Annotated in this window: 11 protein-coding genes; 4 read left to right on the top strand and 7 right to left on the bottom strand. The window is 71.4% G+C overall.

The features are described from left to right. Window positions 1-14: 14 nt before the first annotated feature. From CP975_RS03155 to CP975_RS03125, 7 genes are all read right to left on the bottom strand, one after another. Window positions 15-6344 (bottom strand): non-ribosomal peptide synthetase, encoded by a 6330-nt coding sequence (locus CP975_RS03155; protein ID WP_055529008.1) that lies wholly within the window; start codon window positions 6342-6344, stop codon window positions 15-17. 62 nt (window positions 6345-6406) lie between these two features. Continuing rightward, the gene (locus CP975_RS03150) at window positions 6407-7402 is read right to left on the bottom strand and encodes a TauD/TfdA family dioxygenase (RefSeq protein WP_055529005.1); all 996 of its coding nucleotides are present in this window, start codon (window positions 7400-7402) and stop codon (window positions 6407-6409) included. After that, window positions 7399-8439, bottom strand: coding sequence for a TauD/TfdA family dioxygenase (locus tag CP975_RS03145; protein WP_055529003.1), 1041 nt, complete (start codon window positions 8437-8439; stop codon window positions 7399-7401). The genes CP975_RS03150 and CP975_RS03145 overlap by 4 nt, the downstream gene beginning before the upstream one ends. 26 nt (window positions 8440-8465) lie before the next feature. After that, the gene (locus tag CP975_RS03140; RefSeq protein WP_055529001.1) at window positions 8466-8675 is read right to left on the bottom strand and encodes an MbtH family protein; all 210 of its coding nucleotides are present in this window, start codon (window positions 8673-8675) and stop codon (window positions 8466-8468) included. Between the two features lie 354 nt (window positions 8676-9029). Beyond that, entirely contained in the window at window positions 9030-10079 is a 1050-nt protein-coding gene (locus tag CP975_RS03135; protein WP_055528999.1) for an alpha-hydroxy acid oxidase, read from the bottom strand. Between the two features lie 110 nt (window positions 10080-10189). After that, window positions 10190-10435, bottom strand: a complete 246-nt coding sequence (locus CP975_RS03130; protein WP_425474223.1) for a CstA-like transporter-associated (seleno)protein — start codon at window positions 10433-10435, stop codon at window positions 10190-10192. Further along, window positions 10432-12570, bottom strand: coding sequence for a carbon starvation CstA family protein (locus CP975_RS03125; protein WP_199782926.1), 2139 nt, complete (start codon window positions 12568-12570; stop codon window positions 10432-10434). The genes CP975_RS03130 and CP975_RS03125 overlap by 4 nt, the downstream gene beginning before the upstream one ends. Window positions 12571-13261: 691 nt before the next feature. Between CP975_RS03125 and CP975_RS03120 the strand changes: the two genes are divergently transcribed. The 4 genes from CP975_RS03120 to CP975_RS03105 are packed head-to-tail and all read left to right on the top strand — an operon-like array spanning window position 13262 to window position 17425. After that, window positions 13262-14095, top strand: a complete 834-nt coding sequence (locus tag CP975_RS03120; protein ID WP_167532666.1) for a TauD/TfdA family dioxygenase — start codon at window positions 13262-13264, stop codon at window positions 14093-14095. Next, window positions 14092-15255, top strand: coding sequence for a glycerate kinase (locus CP975_RS03115; RefSeq protein ID WP_055528992.1), 1164 nt, complete (start codon window positions 14092-14094; stop codon window positions 15253-15255). The genes CP975_RS03120 and CP975_RS03115 overlap by 4 nt, the downstream gene beginning before the upstream one ends. After that, window positions 15252-16337 carry an Ldh family oxidoreductase gene (locus CP975_RS03110; RefSeq protein ID WP_055528990.1) on the top strand — a complete coding sequence of 362 codons (1086 nt, stop codon included), beginning with the start codon at window positions 15252-15254 and terminating at the stop codon, window positions 16335-16337. Before CP975_RS03115 ends, CP975_RS03110 begins: the two co-directional genes overlap by 4 nt. Further along, on the top strand, window positions 16334-17425 hold the full coding sequence (locus CP975_RS03105; RefSeq protein ID WP_055528988.1) for a pyridoxal phosphate-dependent aminotransferase: 1092 nt from the start codon (window positions 16334-16336) through the stop codon (window positions 17423-17425). Before CP975_RS03110 ends, CP975_RS03105 begins: the two co-directional genes overlap by 4 nt. Window positions 17426-17436 lie beyond the last annotated feature (11 nt).

The following is a 17436-nucleotide window of genomic DNA, read 5'->3' as shown; positions in this document are numbered from 1 at the left end:
CGCGCCCGGCCGGCTCACTGCGTTCGGACGGGCCTTGCCATCCGGCGCAGCGCCGGGCGCTCCGGCAGCCGCTCGCCCGGCCGGGCACTGTCGAGGTGACGCGCGAGCCCCTCGACGGTCGGGGCCTCGAACACGGCCCGTACGGACAGCTCCTGGCCCAGGGCCGCGCGCGCCTTGCTCACCAGCTTGGTGGCGAGCAGGGAGTTGCCGCCCAGCGCGAAGAAGCTGGTGGAGACGCCGACCCGGTCGAGGCCGAGTACGTCCGCGAACAGCCCGCACAGGACCGTTTCCCGCTCGGTGCGCGGCTCCTGGTCGACGACACCCGCCCGGTAGTCGGGGGCGGGCAGCGCCTCGCGGTCGACCTTGCCGTTCCCCGTCAGGGGCAGCTGGTCCAGGACCACCACGGCCGCGGGCACCATGTACTCCGGAAGCTGCCGCGCCGCGTGGCGCCGCAGTCCGCCCGGGTCCACCGTGCCGTCGGCCGCGGGCACCACGTAGGCCACCAGGCGCTTGTCGCCGGGCCTGTCCTCACGCAGGATCACGGCCGCCCGGGCCACCCCGTCCGCCTGGGCCAGCACATGCTCGATCTCGCCCGGTTCGATGCGGAAACCGCGGAGCTTGACCTGGCCGTCGGCGCGGCCCACGAACTGCAGATCGCCGTCGGCTCCCCAGCGCGCCAGGTCCCCGGTGCGGTACATGCGGGTGCCCGGATCACCGAACGGATCGGCGACGAACCGCTCCGCCGTCGACGCGGGCCGGTTGAGGTAGCCGCGCGCCAGACCCGCGCCCGCCACGTACAGCTCGCCGGTGACCCCGGCGGGGACCGGGTGGAGCCCCTCGTCGAGGACGTACACCCGCGTGTTGTCCAGCGGCTTGCCGATCGGCAGCGGCCGGGGTACTTCCGCGTCCCGTGGGACCCGGAAGCTGGTGGCGAACGTGGTGGTCTCCGTCGGTCCGTAGGCGTCGACGACCGTCGTCCGGGGGCACTCCCGAACCACCTTGGCCACGGACGCCGCCGGGACCACGTCGCCGCCGGTCCACACCTCCTGGAGGGTGGCGAAGGCACTGGGCAGTTCGTCCGCCACGAGGCTGAACAGACCACTGGTCAGGAACGTGCCGGTGACCTCGTGCTCGGTGAGCAGCGTGCGCAGGCCGTGCGGGGTCAGTTCGCCGGGCGGAGCCACCACGATCCGTCCGCCGCTCAGGAGGGGCGCCCACAGCTCGTACGTGGAGGCGTCGAACGCGTGCGGCGAGTGCATCAGGACCCGCTGGTGCGCGCCGCCCCGCCACGAGCGGTCCAGGGCGAGGGCGATCACCGCGCGCTGCTCGGTGGCGACGCCCTTGGGCTGCCCGGTGGAGCCGGAGGTGTACATGACGTAGGCGAGCTGGTCGGCGCGGTGCACGAGCGCCGGCGCGGTGTCCGGCTCCGGGGCCTCGCCCTCGTTCGCGTCCACCACGACGATGTCGAGGTCGCCCTCGGGCACGCGGCCGGCCATGACACGATCCGTGAGCAGGACCCGGGCCCCTGTGTCGGCGAGCACCAGGGCGAGCCGCTCGGCGGGATAGCCGTGGTGCAGCGGCAGGTAGCAACCGCCCGCCTTGAGGACGGCCAGGGTGGCCACCACCACGTCGGCGGAACGCTCCATCAGCAGCGGTACGGGGGTCTCGGCGCCGACCCCGAGCCCGACGAGGCGGTGCGCCAGCCGGTTGGCGCGCGCGTCGAGCTGGGCGTAGGTCAGCTCCCCGCTCTCGGCGGACACCGCGACCGCGTCCGGTGTACGGGCCGCCTGTGCCTCGAACAGCTCGGGCAGCGACTTTCGCGGCAGCGGCTGACCGGTGGCGTTCCAGTCGGCCAGGACGCGCTGCCGCTCGGCGCTTTCGAGGAGATCCACGTCCCGCACCCGGGTGTCGGGGTCGGTGGCCATCGCGTCGATGACGGCGAGCAGCCGGCGCCCGATGGCCTGGACGGTCGCCGCGTCGAAGACGTCGGTGGCGTACTCCAGGAGGACATCGAGGCCGCCGGGGTGGCGGGTGCCGCTTGTGGTCGTGGTCGTGTACGTCTCGTTGACGTTGACCAGAAGATCGAACTTGGCGACCCGGGGGTTGACCGGCTCGACGGTGCCGGACGCCGTACCGAGCGCCAGGTCCGTCACCACGTTGTCCCGCAGCATCAGCATGACCTGGAACAGCGGGGCGCGGCCGGGGGACCGCGTAGTGACCAGCTCCTCGACCACGCGGTCGAAGGGGACGTCCTGATGGGCGAAGGCGCTGAGAGCCGTCCGGCGTGCCCGCGCCAGCAGCTCGGTGAAGGCCGGATTCCCGGAGGCGTCGGTGCGCAGGACCAGGGTGTTGATGAAGAAGCCGATCACGTCGTCGAGGGCCTCGTCGCCGCGGCCGGCCACACCGGTGCCGATGGGCAGGTCGTCACCGGCCCCGAGCCGCTTGAGGAGCGCGGCCAGGGCCGTCTGGAGCACCATGAAAAGGGTGCTGTCGTTGTCCCGTGCCAGCCTGCGCAGGGCCTCGTGCCGCGCGGCGTCGATGCGGAAGGTCACCTGGTCGCCCTCGTGGGAGGGCGTCACCGGGGCCGGGCGGTCGTACGGCAGGTCGAGGGTGGCCGGAGCGCCGTCGAGAGCACCGCGCCAGTACGCCAGCTCCTGGCTGAGGACGCTCGTCTCGTCGGCGTCGCTGCCCAGCAGCTCCTGCTGCCACAGGACGTAGTCGCTGTACTGCACCGGCAGCGGCTCCCAGCCGGGGTGCCGCCCTTGCGCGCGCGCCTCGTACGCCGTCGCCAGATCGCGCAGGAGCACACCCTCGGAGGTGCCGTCACTGGCGATGTGATGCGTCACGACAAGCAGGACGTGGTGGTCCGCGGACACGGTGAACAACCAGGCCCGGAGCGGGACTTCGCCGCTCAGGTCGAAGCAGTACCGCGACGCCTCGGACACCTGCCGGTCCACGCTCTGCGCCGAACTCTCCACCACGTCGAGGACGGGCCCGACCTCGTGTGCGGGCAGCACGTGCTGTACGGGGGCGTCCTCGACCTCCGCGTACGTCGTACGGAGCACCTCGTGCCGGGTCAGCAGATCGGTGAACGCCTGCTGGAGCGCCTCGTGGTCGAGGGCACCGCGCACCACGACGGCCTGCTGGATGTTGTACGTGGGGCTCGGGCCCGCCAGCTGGTTCAGGAACCACATGCGCTTCTGCCCGCCGGACAGCGGATACCCCGAACTCTGCTTCCTCGTGAGGGCGGGGCGCCGCGCGGCGGACGTGGCGTCGTCGGCGTCGATGAGGGCGGCGAGGCCGCGGACGGTGGCGTCGGCGATGAACTGCGGCATGCGCACGCGGCGTTCGAAGAGCGTCTGCACCCGGGTGAGCATCTGCACCGCGGCCAGCGAGTGGCCGCCCGCGCCGAAGAAGCTGTCGGTGACGCCGAGTTCGCCGTGGCCGAGTAGCTCCTCCCACAGGGCGAGCAGCGTCTCCTCGGTCCGGGTGGCAGGCTCCACCCGCTCGGCGGCGGCCGTACGGTGCTGGGGCAGCCCGGCGTAGTCGACCTTGCCGTTGGCGGTGACGGGGATCTCGGCGAGCCGCACGCTGTAGGCCGGTATGGCGTACGCGGGCAGGAACTCGGTGAGGAAGGCCGTCAGGGCGGGGTGGTCGAGCGCGGCCGAGTCGTTCCGGGGCAGCCAGTAGGCGACGAGGGCGTTGTTGCCGTCCGCCTCGCGCACGCTGCGGACGATGACCTCCTTGACGTCCTCGTGGGCGCGCACCGCCGCCGCGACCTCGCCCAGCTCGATCCGGTGGCCCCGGATCTTCACCTGGTCGTCCTCGCGGCCGAGGAACTGGAGTTCGCCGTGGCCGAGGTGACGGACCAGGTCGCCGGTGCGGTAGAGCTTGTCGGCACCGCCGGGCACGAACGGGTCGTCGAGGAAGCGGTCGGCCGTGGTCGCGGGGTCACCGAAGTAGCCGTCGGCCGTGCAGACGCCGCCGATGTACAGCTCGCCCGGCACGCCGGTGGGCTGCGGGTTGCCCTGGGCGTCGAGCACGTAGTAGCGGCAGTTCTGCATCGGGCGCCCGTAGGGGATGCTCGGCCACCAGGGGTAGACCTGGTCCACGACGTGGTAGTTCGACCAGATGGTGGCCTCGGTGGCGCCGCCCATGGCGAGCACGGTGGGGTTGTCGAAGTACCGCCTCATGGTGTCCGGGAGCGTGACCGGGATCCAGTCGCCGGAGAGCATCACCAGCCGCAGTGTGCTGCTCTTGAGCGCGTCGCCGCACAGCTCGAAGAGCGAGGTGAGGCGCTGGAGGGCGGCGGGCGCCGAGTCCCAGACGGTGACCTGCTCGGTGCGCAGGATGTCCACCAGGTGCTGCGGGTCGGACAGCTCGGTCTCGTCGGCGAGACGGATGCAGGCGCCCGCGGTGAGGGAACCCCACACGTCGTACACCGACAGGTCGAAGCTGAAGGAGGTGACCAGCAGGACGCGGTCGCCTGCCGTGACCTGCTGGGTGCGGTTGACCCAGTCGACCAGGTTGGCCAGCCGCCGGTGAGCCACGACGACGCCCTTGGGCTCACCCGTCGACCCCGATGTGAAGATCACGTAGGCGGGGTCGGTGGCCGCCGCGCGCGAGGTGACGTCGTCGGCGGCCGGCAGCGCGGCCAGCTGCGTGTCGAGGCGCAGCAGGGCCGCGTCCGTACAGTTCTCGGGCAGGACCAGCCGGTCGGCCCAGGTGCCCGAGACGATGATGGCGCAGGGTTCGATGCGGCCGACCACGGAGGTGATCCTGGCGCTCGGCAGGGCGGTGTTCAGCGGCACGTAGGCCGCACCGGTCAGGGCTGCGCCCACCATCGCGGCGACCGCGTCGAGGCGGCGGTCGAGGTACAGCGGGACGAAGTCACCGGGGCCGACGCCGCGGCCGGTCAGCCAGCGGGCGATGCGTCCGGCGCGGTCGGCGAGTTCCGCGTACGTCAGCTGCTCGCGGGCGGAGCACAGCGCCACGGCGTCGGGCGTCTCGCGGGCCTGTCGCAGGAACCGCGTGACGACCGTGGTGCCGGCGTCGTAGGACCGCTCGGTGGCGTTGAACTCCACGACGGTGCGCCGGTATTCGGCGTCGGACATGACCGGCACCCGTGTGAGGTCGGCCGAGGGCTCGGAGCACAGCCGGGCCAGCAGCGCCTCCAGGCGCTCGAAGAACAGCTCGATGTCCAGCTCGGCGAAGAGTTCCGGCCTGAACCGCAGGACACAGGCCCCCCGGGCGTAGTCGAGCCAGGACAGCGCGAGGTCGTAGGCATGGGTGGCGGTGTCCTCGACGCGCAGCGTGACGCCGGGGGTCGCGGCGGCCTCCGCGATGCCGAAGTCGGCGCGGAGCCGGGGAGCGGCGGGGAGTAGGCCGTCCAGAGACGGCAGGGCCAGCGCATGCTCGGCGATCTGTCCGAGGTGGCTCGTGAGTTCGCCCTGCAACGCGGTGAAGTCCCGGCCGGCGACGTCCGGGAGTACGGTCGGCACGTCGAAGGTGAGGGGGCCGAAGACACCCGCCAGCTCGGGGTAGGCGTCGCGGGCCGACCAGTGCAGGGCGACCGTGGAGGGGCGGCCGGTGAGCCGTTGCACCAGGGTGTGGAGCGCACCGAACACGATGTTCCGGTACGACCAGCCGGTGCGCTCCGCCAGGTGACGCACCTGGGCGTTCACCCCGGCGTCGAGCGTGAAGTGCAGCTCGCTCACGCCTGCTTCGTCGTAACCGACCGTGGGCAGGGCGGCATCCTCGGCCCGGTCGGCGAGGGCGCGCCAGAACTGCTGGGCCTCGGCGTCCTCGCCGGCTCCGGCGAGGAACTGGGCCACGTCGGCGTAGCGCGGGTACTCCTCCGCCGCGGGGGCCTCGGCGATGCCGAGCGCGCCGGCCAGCTCCGCGGTGAACCGGGCCAGTGAGGCCGGGTCGGCGAGGAAGCCGGACATGGCGAGCTTCAGGGTCCTCGGGCCGTCGCCGTGCTCGCCGCCGAGTACGGTGCGCAGTGCGAACGGCTCGTTGATCCTCAGTGCGGGCCCGGTATCGGTCCCGGTGGTGTCGGAGTCGAACCGGACCGTTGCTTCGCCGCGCACGACCTGGGCGGGTTCCGCCATGCCGGGGAGCTGACGGAAGTCCGAACACAACAGGTCGTGGCGGTGGGCTACGGCGGTGACGGCGTGCCGGAGTTCTTCGGAGGTGATCCGGGCGGGCAGTTCGATGTGGGCCGTGATGTCCTGCGGCAGCTCGGCGGCGCCGGTGTGACGGCGCAGGATCTGGCGCTGGATGGGCGAGATGGCGTAGCCGTCCACCTGGGATGAGCTGGACGGGTCGGCGTGCGTGGTCATCGTGCGTGGTTCCTTTTGCTCAGGCGGAAGTCAGCTCAGGCGGAGGTCGGCTGAGACGGAGGTCAGCTCAGGGCGAGGGCGTTGACGCGGTGGTAGAACTCGCAGACACCGACGTTCACGCGCTGGGGGGCGAGGATGGGCCGGCGGCCGTGCACGCAGCGGATGTTGTCGATGAGCAGCACGTCGCCCTCCTGCCACTCGAAGGAGACTTCGTTGGTCAGGTAGATGTCCCGCAGGGTGGCCATGTCCCGCGCCGAGATCGGCGCGCCGTCGCCCCAGAAGGTGTTCACCGGCAGCTCGTCGGTGGCGTAGTCGCTCAGGAGCTGCTCGCGGATGGTCTGCTCGACCATGGCGATGTTGCTGAAGGTGATGTTGTTGCCCCACACCTTGATGCCGAGCGCGGGATGCTCGAACGACGGGGCGAAGCGGACGGAGAAGCCGGTCAGTACGTCTCCGTCCCACCGCACGTCGAACGCGTCGAGGAGCGCCAGCTGGCGGAGGATTTCGCCGGTGTCCTCCGTCTTGAAGTAGCCCTTGGCGTCCACGCCGATACCGGAGTGGAAGCGGCGCTGGAGGATCCATCCCTCGGCCTCGAACCGGTCCCTGATCCGCGCGGGCAGCTGCTGGTAGACGCGTGTGGTGTCGACGAAGGGTGTCTCGCCGCCCGAGGCGTTCGTCAGCTCGCACCAGAAGATCAGGTACCGGGGCCACTTGGCGCGGTCGCAGTAGTCGTTGTGGAACCAGACGTCCTCGCCGTCCGTGACGAACTGGTTGTGACTGTTCTGATCCTCGATCATGTACGGCGTGCCGCCGCTGAACGCCTGGACGACGGGGGCGAATTCGGCCTCGGTGGGCACGGAGAACCCGCGGAAGAGCAGGGCGCCGGTCTGTGCGTGCAACGTCTCGACCTCGGCCTTGTTGTGAGCGATCCACTCGGCGAGGTCGCTGGCGCCGGTCGCGGTGATCACATGCAGACGTCCCTCGTGGGTGGACGTGCGGCGCACCAGGTTCTCGGTGGAGACGCGAGTGGTCGTGGCCCTGCCGATCTGTAGCTTCATCGGGTCTCCTCGGTGCGGATGGCCCGGCAGTCGACGGAGTCGGTCATGGCGACGATGACGCGGCGCGGGCCTTCGTAGGTGTCGCGGGCGTGGGCGCAGGAGAGGTTGTCCACGAGGAGCATGTCGCCGGCTTCCCACGGGAAGCGGTACAGCGCCTGGTCGTAGGCGGCCCGGATGGCCGCGAGGTCCTCGTCGGTGATGTCCTCGCCGTTGCCGAGGTAGGTGTTGCGGGGCAGGTTGTCCTTGCCGAACATCGCCATCAGCGAGGCCGCGCCCTCGGCCCCGACGCGGGTGTGGTGGAACAGATGGGCCTGGTTGAACCAGGAGAGCTCCTGCGTCTGCGGGTTCTTCACCACGGCGTGGCACAGCTGGCGGGTCCGCAGGTGGTCGTCGCCGACCCACTCCCACTCCATGCCCTGTTGCGCGCAGTAGGCCTCCACCTCGGCCTTGCTGTCGGTGTTGAAGACCTCCTGCCACGGCAGGTCCATGTCCGGGTAGTAGTTGCGGACGTACAGGATCCCGTGCCGGGCGAACTTCTCCTTGAGCCCGTCCGGCAGCAGCCGCAGGATCTTGCGCGTGTCGGCGATCGGTGTCGCTCCGTCGCGCCGAGCCGGCTCCAGACAGCAGAACCACAGGTAGCGGGGGGCCGTGTGCGTCCAGGACAGTTCGTTGTGGAGCGGGATCACCTGGTCCGGGGGGTATTCGGTCGAGGTGTAGATTCCGCCTTCGAGCCGGGTGCGCGGCGTGGAGCGGTGTGAGTATTCGAGCAGGTCCCCGGAGAAGGCCCGGACGGCCTCGTTGAAGTCGTCGGGTCCCGCGGTGCCGAAGCCCCGGAAGAGCAGAGCGCCGTGCTGGTGCAGATCGGCCGCGAACTCCTCGCGGCGGTCGCGGATGATCTCGGACGCGGTCAGCTGGGGGCCCTGGGGGCGCACGATCTTCAGCAGTCCGTCGCTGTCGGGTGCCACTTCGCTGGACAGCATGTCCCGCGTACCGATGGGGGAGGCGGAGCCGATCTTCAGGCGTCCTTTGGTGTGCATCACAAGTCCCTCTTCCAGTTCGCCGGTCAGGCCGGGCCGTTGTCCTGGGGGGCCTTCGGGCGCAGGTCGGTCCAGACGGCCTCGACGTGATCCAGGCAGGCCTGCCGCGACGCGGGTCCGTGCACGGCCGACCAGCCGGCGGGTACGGCGCTCAGGGCGGGCCACAGGGAGTGCTGGCGCAGGTCGTTGACGAGTACGAGGTAGGTGCCGTCGGCATCCTCGAAGGGATTAGTCATGAAGTCCTCCCCCTGCCTGCCCCTCCTCGCACATACGCGGGCCCGGGCAGGCGTTTTGGTTGTCCGAAAAATGGATAAGCCGCGATTACCGCAGGTAATGCGGGCAGTTGAGAAGCGGGAGGTGAGATCGGAGAAGGCCCTTCCGGGGGCGGTTCCCTCACCTGTTCAGAGAGGCGCGCGGCGCTGCTCTTCTCTGGCGCCTGGAAGCCAACCATGCAGCTCAGACGAGTGTCAACAGATTGTTGAAGAAGGAGTTTCCCGCGTTCGGCCTTCTCGCCGGGTTCCTTATGGGGGCCCAAAGCGGGAGTTATATTCCTTCATGCAAAGGCCAGTTGGCGGTCTGGTGGGATCCGACTAGTACGCCGGAGACCCGGCCAGCAGGTCGGGGGCGATATCGCGCAGAGAAGCGACTCCGGCCAGGGCCATCGCCTCGGAGAGCCGACCGCGGTAGGCCGTGAACAACTCCCGTACGGCGTCGGAGCCTCCGTCGGCCAGGGCCCACAGGACAGGGCGCCCCACGAGGACGGCCCGTGCGCCCAGGGCCAGGGCCGTCAGGATGTCCGTGCCCGTACGGATTCCTCCGTCCACCAGGACGGGCACGGTGTCACCCACCGCCCGCGCGACGTGCGGCAGGGCCGACGCGGTCGAGACGGCGCGGTCCAGCTGGCGCCCGCCGTGGTTGGAGACGATCACACCGGCCGCGCCCGCGTCGACGCACATCTTGGCGTCGTCGGCGCGGAGCACGCCCTTGACCAGTACGGGCAACCCGGACAGCCCGGTCAGGCGGCCGATGGCGTCCGGGCCGATGGACGGGTCCTGTTCCCAGTCCCGGGTCCGGGTGTCCACGCCGACGGCACGGGCGAGCGGGTCCCCTGCGGGAAGGGGCAGGGGAAGCCGTACGCGCGGCTTGTGGGCGACGTACGGGGCGTCGACGGTGAGGACCAGGGCGCGGGCACCGGCGGCCACGGCCCGCTCCACCTGGCGGACGGTCAGCTCGCGGTCGCGCAGCACGTAGACCTGGTACCACCAGGGCCCCGCGACCGCCGCTACCTCCTCCACCGGCCGGGTGGCCCGGGAGGACAGCACCAGGAGCGAACCCGCGCGCGCGAGACCACCGGCCGTGGCGACCTCCCCGTCGGGGTGGGCCATGGTGTGGAAGGCGGTGGGCGCCGCCAGGACCGGTGCGCTCAGGCGTGTGCCCAGGAGGTCGAGCGAGGTGTCCACGTGGGAGACGTCCCGCAGCACTCTCGGCAGGAAACGCCAGGTGCGCCAGGACCGTTCGGCTTCGCCGAGGGTCAGTTCCTCGTCCGCGCCGGCGGCATAGAAGTCATGGGCGCCGGGAGACAGCACGGCGCGTGCCGCCTCCTCGGCCTCCCGGATGCGAAGGCTGTCCACGCGTGACACATGCGGCTCCTCTGCGAAGGGAAAAGGTGTGCGTGCCAAGGGAAGGGTGGGCGTGCCAGGGGGAAAGGCGGGCGGCACGGCACGGGGGAGTGGCGCCGACGGGCCGGCGGTCAGCAGCAGCCGTCGTACTGGAGCGGGTCCCGGTCGCGGCGGTCGAGGCGTTCGCGCTCGAAGGCCCGGCGCGGCAGCACGGGCCGACGGGCGTCGCGCGCCCGCGCCGCGTAACGCTCGTACGCGTGCTCTCCATTGAGTTCGGCGACGTACCAGCGCAGCCAGGCCAGGCCGCGGCGCAGCAGGGTGACGCCGCGGCTCAGCGCTTCGGCCGGGCCCGCGGCGGCGGCCGGGATCCACCTCACCGGGAGGCCCCGGTACCGGCCGGTTCGGGCTCGGGCTCGGACGTCCGCCCGGTGCCGGTGGCGGGGGCCGGGATCCGCGACTCCACGTACTCCGTCTCGGTCAGCGGCAGGGAACCGCCGTTGCGGACGGCCTTGACGCACACCCACGCGCAGGAGGCGACCACCACGAGGGTCAGGACGGCGAAGACGACCGACAGGACGCCGGTGACCGTGGAGTTGTGGACGACGGTGGCCATGTCGTCAAGGGACTTGGCCGGCGCAAGGACCTTGCCGTCCTCCAACGCGTCCTGGTACTTGGCGCGTTGGGCGAAGAAGCCCAGGGCCGGGTTGTCGGAGAACACCTTGTGCCAGGAGGCCGTCATGGTCACCGCCAGCGCCCAGGCGAGCGGAGCGCCGGTGACCCAGGCCCACTTCAGGCGGCCGGACTTGACCAGGAGGGCCGTGCACACGGCGAGAGCGATGCAGGCGAGGAGCTGGTTGGCGGTGCCGAACAGGGGGAAGAGCTGGTTGATGCCGCCCAGCGGGTCGGTGACGCCGACCCAGAGGAAGTAGCCCCAGGCCAGGACGACCGCGGCGGAGGCGATCCAGATGCCGGGCCGCCAGTCCTTGTCCCGGAAGCGGGGCACGACGTTGCCGAGCATGTCCTGGAGCATGAAGCGGCCCACGCGGGTGGCGGCGTCGACGGCGGTCAGGATGAACAGTGCCTCGAACATGATCGCGAAGTGGTACCAGAACGACATCATGCCGTCACTGCCGAAGGCCGAGGCGAGGATCTGAGCCATGCCGACCGCGAGGGTCGGCGCGCCGCCCGTGCGCGAGACGAGGGACTCCTCGCCGACCGAGTCGGCTGCCTGGGCCAGTTGGTCGGGCGTGATGTGGAAGCCGAAGCCGGCGACGGCCTGGGAAGCGGACTGGAGGGTGTCGCCCGTGACGCCGGCGGGAGCGTTCATCGCGTAGTAGAGGCCCGGGTCGATGACGCACGCGGCCACGAGCGCCATGATCGCGACGAAGGACTCCAGGAGCATGGAGCCGTACCCGATGAGGGCGACGTGGGATTCCTTCTCGACCATCTTCGGCGTGGTTCCCGAGGAGATGAGGGAGTGGAAGCCGGACAGGGCGCCACAGGCGATGGTGATGAAGGCGAAGGGGAACAGGCCGCCCGAGAAGACCGGACCGGTACCCGCGTGGGCGAACTCGCTGACCGGGGCGACCGCGAGGTCCGGCATCGCCACCAGGACGCCCACGGCGAGCAGCACGATCGTGCCCACCTTCATGAAGGTGGAGAGGTAGTCGCGGGGGGCCAGGAGCATCCACACGGGCAGGACCGACGCCACGAAGCCGTACGCCACCAGGCAGACGACCAGGGTCTTCGGGGAGAGGACGAAGGCGCCGGCGAACGAGGAGTTCGCGACCCAGTTGCCTCCGACGATCGCGGCGAGCAGCAGGACGACGCCGATCAGGCTGACCTCGGTGACCCTGCCCGGGCGCAGACGGCGCAGGTAGACGCCCATGAACAGGGCGATGGGGATGGTCATCGCGATGGAGAAGGTGCCCCAGGCCGAGTGGGCGAGGGCGTTGACGACGATCATCGCGAGGACGGCCAGGATGATGATCATGATCGCGAAGACGGCCACCATGGCCGCGATGCCGCCGACTTTGCCGATCTCGTCGTGGGCCATCTGTCCGAGGGACTTGCCGCCCCGGCGCAGCGAGAAGAACAGCACGACCATGTCCTGGACGGCGCCCGCGAAGATGACGCCGACGATGATCCAGATGGTGCCGGGCAGATAGCCCATCTGTGCCGCGAGCACCGGGCCCACCAGCGGTCCGGCGCCCGCGATCGCCGCGAAGTGGTGTCCGAACAGGACCCGCTTGTCCGTGGGATGGAAGTCGACGCCGTCGTCGAGGCGCTCGGCCGGGGTCGCCCTGCGGTCGTCCAGGCGCAGCACGCGCCGCGCGATGAAGCGCGCGTAGAAGCGGTGTGCGACCAGGTACGAGCCGACGGCCGCGGCGATGATCCACATCGCCGAGACCTTCTCGCCCCGGGAGAGCGCGAGTACGGACCAGCCGGCCGCGCCGACCGCCGCGATGCCTGTCCATACGGCGATGCGTACCGGTTTAGATCTCGGTGGCAAGACGAGCGCCTTTCATGTTCCGACAGGCTGCCACGTGGTGGTGGACCTGATTTCTTTCTGTGGCGACCTGCCCGAATTCTGAGGTCGGCCGCCGCACTTTTTGGGTGCCGGTTCGGATAAAGCGATCGGAACCTATATGCCGGTGATGATCAAGGTCAATGATTACTTGTCAGTAACTAGAGTGAGGTGGCGAATCCGGAGGGTTCGGGGTGTGCGGCGAGCGGGCGCCCGGGCGGATCCGCCCGTGGTGTGCGGGAGTTGAGCTGACGTGCGGACGGGGGTCCGCGGCCCGGACTCGCCGCCAACCACCCTTCAACAAATTGTTGACAGTCGCCTGGCCTGCATGCTTGGCTGTGTCCAGCTCGAGATGATGTTGGTCACTGACGCTGCTGGCCCTCGCTCCGTATCCGGCGGGTTCCGGCGCGGTCGTCTCCGCCTCCGGTGAAATCGCAGACGCTCCGGCGGTGTAAAGCGGGCTTTACCTGAATTCGTCAGAGGTCTGCGGATCCGGCTTCGCCGGATCACTCATCCCTGTTTCTCGGCATCGCGGCACATTATCTTTCGCGCGATTTTCCGGGGGGATCTGTTCCGTTTGGAGACTTTCCAGGTGCTTCCTTCAGCAATTGAAGGCGAGGATGCCCCCTCGGCTTCGCAAGTCAATTCACCAACCGATGGGTTTGACCCTGTCAGGGTGTCTGTGTCCGAAAAGCTCAGGAACTACCTGACCGCCGACGACGTGACGTCGGCGGACCGGACGGCCGCGCGCGCCGAGCTGGACGAGCTGGCCCGCACCCATCTGTACGCCGGTGCCGGCGTCCTGGTCCTGACCGGACTGCGGCCCGGACAGGCGCGGGGCGAGCGGGCGGTCGTCCGCGTCACCCGTCTGCTGGGCGAACCGATGCCGCAGAACCGCGAGGGGACCCTCGTACGCGAGGTCCGCGACCGAGGGGCCAGCATCAGCCAGCGGGGCCGGGTCCGTTACTCGGACACACGCTTCGGCGGCGACCTGCACACCGACGGGGCGGAGGCCCCGCTGCCCGCCCCCGACGTCTTCACGCTGTTCTGCGTGCGCCAGTCCGTCGACGGCGGCGCGCTGCGCTGCGTACACGTACGGGACCTGGAGCGGCTGCTCTCCGACGACGTGCTCGCCACCCTGCGGGAGCCCTTCCACTTCGACCGGCGAGGCGACCAGAGGGACGGGGCCGGGCCGACCACGGTCAAGCCGGTCCTGTTCACCCAGCACGACCGCCCGTCCATCACCTACCTGCGCAGCTACATCGAGCAGGGACACGACCACCCCGGCGTGCCGGACCTCACGGAGAGGCAGCTCAAGGCGCTCGACGCGCTCGACGCCGCCGTCGACGCCTGCGCCGAGGCCGTGGTCGGGAAGCTGAACGAGGGCGAACTCGCCCTGTTCGACAACCTGTCCGTGCTGCACGGGCGCACCGAGTTCCAGGACGCGCCGGACTACACCCGCCTCCTCCTGCGGACCTGGGTGCGACGCGACCTGCCCGCGGCTTCATGAGCGACGACGGCCTGCCCGCACTCCGCCCCGACGTCGTCATCGCCCCCAACTGCATGCGGGGGTACGCCACTTCGTCGCAGGTCGCCACCGCCCTCGCCGAAGGGGTCCGCAGCGCCCGGCCGTACGCCGACATCGCGCTGTGCCCCCTGGCGGACGGCGGCGACGGCACCCTCGACGCCCTCGAAGCGGTGCGCGGCGGCCTGCGGCGGCCGGCGGAGGCGGACGACGCACGGGGCAGGGCGCGGAGCACCGAGTGGCTGGCGCTCGACCCCTCGACGGCGGTGGTCGAAACGGCGAGCGTGTGCGGACTGGGAGCGCTGCGCCCGCACGAACTCGACCCGCTCGAAGCGACCTCACGCGGAGTGGGGCAGATCGTCGCGGCGGCCGTCGACGCCGGTGCCACCTCCCTCGTCATCGGGCTCGGCGGCACCGCCGTCGTGGACGGCGGGGCCGGCGCCCTCGCGGCTCTCGGGGCGCGCTTCGTCGACCGCTTCGGCCACCCCGTCGACCCGTGCCCCCGGACGCTGACCTCGGCGGTCGCCGTCGACCTCGCCCCCGCACGCCGACGGCTCGCAGGCGTCCGGCTGCGGTTCCTGGCCGACGTCAGCACCCCGCTGTCCGGCAACCTCACGACCTTCGGCGCGCAGAAGGGAGTCACCGCCCACAACCGCCCCCAGGCGGTGAGGGCGTTGCACCACCTGTTGCGCCTGCTGGCCGAGGCCGGAGACCCGGAGGCGCCACGCCGCTTCGAGGAGCCCTGGTTCGGCGCCGGCGGCGGTACGGGGTTCGGCCTGACGGCCGTCGCCCGCGCGACCGCCGAGAGCGGGGCCACCGGCATGCTCGAGATCGCCGACCCCGAGGACGCCGTCGGCGCGGCCCCCCTCGTGCTCACCGCGGAGGGAGTCGTCGACGAGGGCACCTGGCAGGGCAAGCTCCCCGGCGCCATCGCCCAGCGGCGCGCCGGGGCCGGACTGCCCACCGCACTCGTCGCGGTCCGCGTCACCGCACCTCCGCCCGAAGGGCCGATGAGTACACATCAGATCGCCCGCACCTCCTCGCGGGGCGCCGTCACGGGGCCCGACCTCTGGCGAGGACTGGCACGGGCCGCACACCAGGCCTGCGACCAATGGCAGGGCACAGCACTCTTGGAGCAAGCATGATCACGGTGGACCGGAAGGCCCTCACCGACTTCGTGACGCAGGCGCTGGTCGCGGCCGGAGCCCGCGCGGACGACGCGGACCTGACCGCGGACGTCCTCGTGGCGGCCGACCTCGCCGGAGTGGACAGCCACGGCGTCGCCCGGCTGCGCCGCTACGTGGAGGGCCTGCACAAGGGCACCATCGACAAGGACGCCCGACCGGAGGTCGTCCGGGAGGACGGCGGCGTCAGCGTCGTCGACGCGCACAACGGACTCGGCCAGCCCGCGCTGTGCTTCGCGGTGGACCACGCCGTCGCCCGGGCCAAGGAGCACGGCGTCGCCGCCGTCGCCGTACGCAGGTCCAACCACATCGGCATCGCCGGCTGGTACGCCGAACGGGCCGCCCGCTCGGGCACGTTCGCCCTGGTGACCACCAACGCCACGCCACAGGTGGCGCCGGCCGGCGCCGCCGAGCCGATGTTCGGCACGGACCCGGTCAGTTACGCGCTGCCCACCCCGGACGAGCCGCTCTGCTACGACGCGGCCACCAGCATCGTCCCCCGGGGCAAGCTGGAGCGGCTGCACCGCGAGGGCAGGCCGATGCTCGACGGCTGGGCCGTCGGCCCCGACGGGGCCTCCTCGACCGACATCCCGCGCGTCGTCGCCGGCCTCAAGGCCCGCGAGGGGTACGCCCTGCTTCCCCTGGGCGGTCTCGGCTCGGACTTCGGCGGACACAAGGGATCGGGCGTCGGTCTGCTCGCCGAACTGCTCTGCGGCCCCCTGGCCGGGGCCAGCTGGAGCAAGCACACCTACGGCGAACAGGGCGCCGACCTGGGGCAGTTCGTCCTGTGCGTGAACATCGGCGCGCTCGGTGACGCGCGGGAGATCGGGGAGCGGGTGGCGGCGATGTCCGACGAGATCCGCGCCGCCAGGCAGGCCGTCCCCGGCGTCCCCGTCAGGCTGCCCGGCGACCGTCGCCGCACGTCGGCCGGTGAGCGTTCCGCCCACGGCATTCCGCTGCTCGCCCCGGTGGTCGCCGATCTGGCGAGGATCGCCGAGCTGGTCGGCCTCGCGCCGCTGCGGGGCCGGGAGCCCGTCGCATGAGCACCGCGTACCCCGACGTCGTCGACCTCGCGTCCGGCCAGATCGTCGAACCGCTGTCGCCCGCCGTGCGCGCCGCCTTCGACAAGGCGCTCGACTCCGACCGCACCAGCGCCTACGCCCCGGCGTACGGCGACCCCGACCTGCGTACCGCCGTCGCGGACCACTACGCCGTGCGCACGGGCACCCCGGTGGACCCCGAGCACATCACCGTCACGGCGGGAGCGCGCCACGGCCTGCTCGTCGCCCTCTCCACCGTCGCGCACGGCGGTGAGGTGCTGGTGCCGAGGCCGCACTGGAGCCACTATCCGGCCGTGGTGCGGCGCGCCGGGGCACGACCCGTCCCGGTCGACGGCGGAGCCGGCACCGGATGGCGCGTCGGCCCCGCGGAGCTGGAGGCGGCCCGCACCGAGCGGACCAGGGCCCTCCTGCTCAACAGCCCGGTGAACCCCACCGGAGCGGTCTACGACGAGTCCCGCGTGCGGGCGCTCAGGGAGTGGGCGGGCGCCCACGGCATCTGCCTGATCACGGACGACATCTACTGGGCGTACGGAGACGCCGTCGACCGCGGCGTACGGGCCTCGGCCCACGAGATCGTCGTCGGCGGCGCCTCCAAGGTGTACGCCCTGGCAGGGCTGCGCGTCGGCTGGGTGTGGGGTGCGCCCGAGCTGTCGGCCGCGCTGCGCGACGCCGTGGAGTACACCACCGGTCCGGTGTGCGGGACCTCGCAGCTCGCCGCCGCGGCGGCCTTGCGCGAAACGCACGCGGTGGCCGCGCGGGTGGGCGGCCTCGCGGCGCGTCGCGAGGCGGCGGTACGGATCATGACGGGCATTCCGCTGCTCGAACCCGTCGCCCCGGCCGGAGGGATCTACCTCTGCCTGGACGCCACCGAGGCACTGAGCCGGCAGCCGCACGGAGCGCGGGACGACGTCGCGCTGTGCCGCGTGCTCGCGGAACGGGCGGGCGTACGGCTGCGTGCCGGATCGACGTTCGGCATGCCCGGCCACCTCAGGCTCTGCGTCGCCGAGGAGGCGGACACGCTCGCCGAGGCGGCCCGACGGCTCTCCGGCTTCCTCACGACCTTCAACTGAAGCACCGATCC

The organism is Streptomyces alboniger, assembly GCF_008704395.1.
GTDB lineage: Bacteria > Actinomycetota > Actinomycetes > Streptomycetales > Streptomycetaceae > Streptomyces > Streptomyces alboniger.
Note: the sequence above shows the minus strand (reverse complement) of the source record. Positions and strands in the feature narration are given on the sequence as shown.

What these genes read in the sequence shown, in the direction of transcription:
- CP975_RS03105 (WP_055528988.1), top strand. Translation starts at nt 16,334, where the DNA reads ATGAGCACCGCGTACCCCGACGTCGTCGACCTCGCGTCCGGCCAGATC.
- CP975_RS03155 (WP_055529008.1), bottom strand. Translation starts at nt 6,344, where the DNA reads ATGACCACGCACGCCGACCCGTCCAGCTCATCCCAGGTGGACGGCTAC.
- CP975_RS03115 (WP_055528992.1), top strand. Translation starts at nt 14,092, where the DNA reads ATGAGCGACGACGGCCTGCCCGCACTCCGCCCCGACGTCGTCATCGCC.
- CP975_RS03150 (WP_055529005.1), bottom strand. Translation starts at nt 7,402, where the DNA reads ATGAAGCTACAGATCGGCAGGGCCACGACCACTCGCGTCTCCACCGAG.
- CP975_RS03145 (WP_055529003.1), bottom strand. Translation starts at nt 8,439, where the DNA reads ATGCACACCAAAGGACGCCTGAAGATCGGCTCCGCCTCCCCCATCGGT.
- CP975_RS03140 (WP_055529001.1), bottom strand. Translation starts at nt 8,675, where the DNA reads ATGACTAATCCCTTCGAGGATGCCGACGGCACCTACCTCGTACTCGTC.
- CP975_RS03110 (WP_055528990.1), top strand. Translation starts at nt 15,252, where the DNA reads ATGATCACGGTGGACCGGAAGGCCCTCACCGACTTCGTGACGCAGGCG.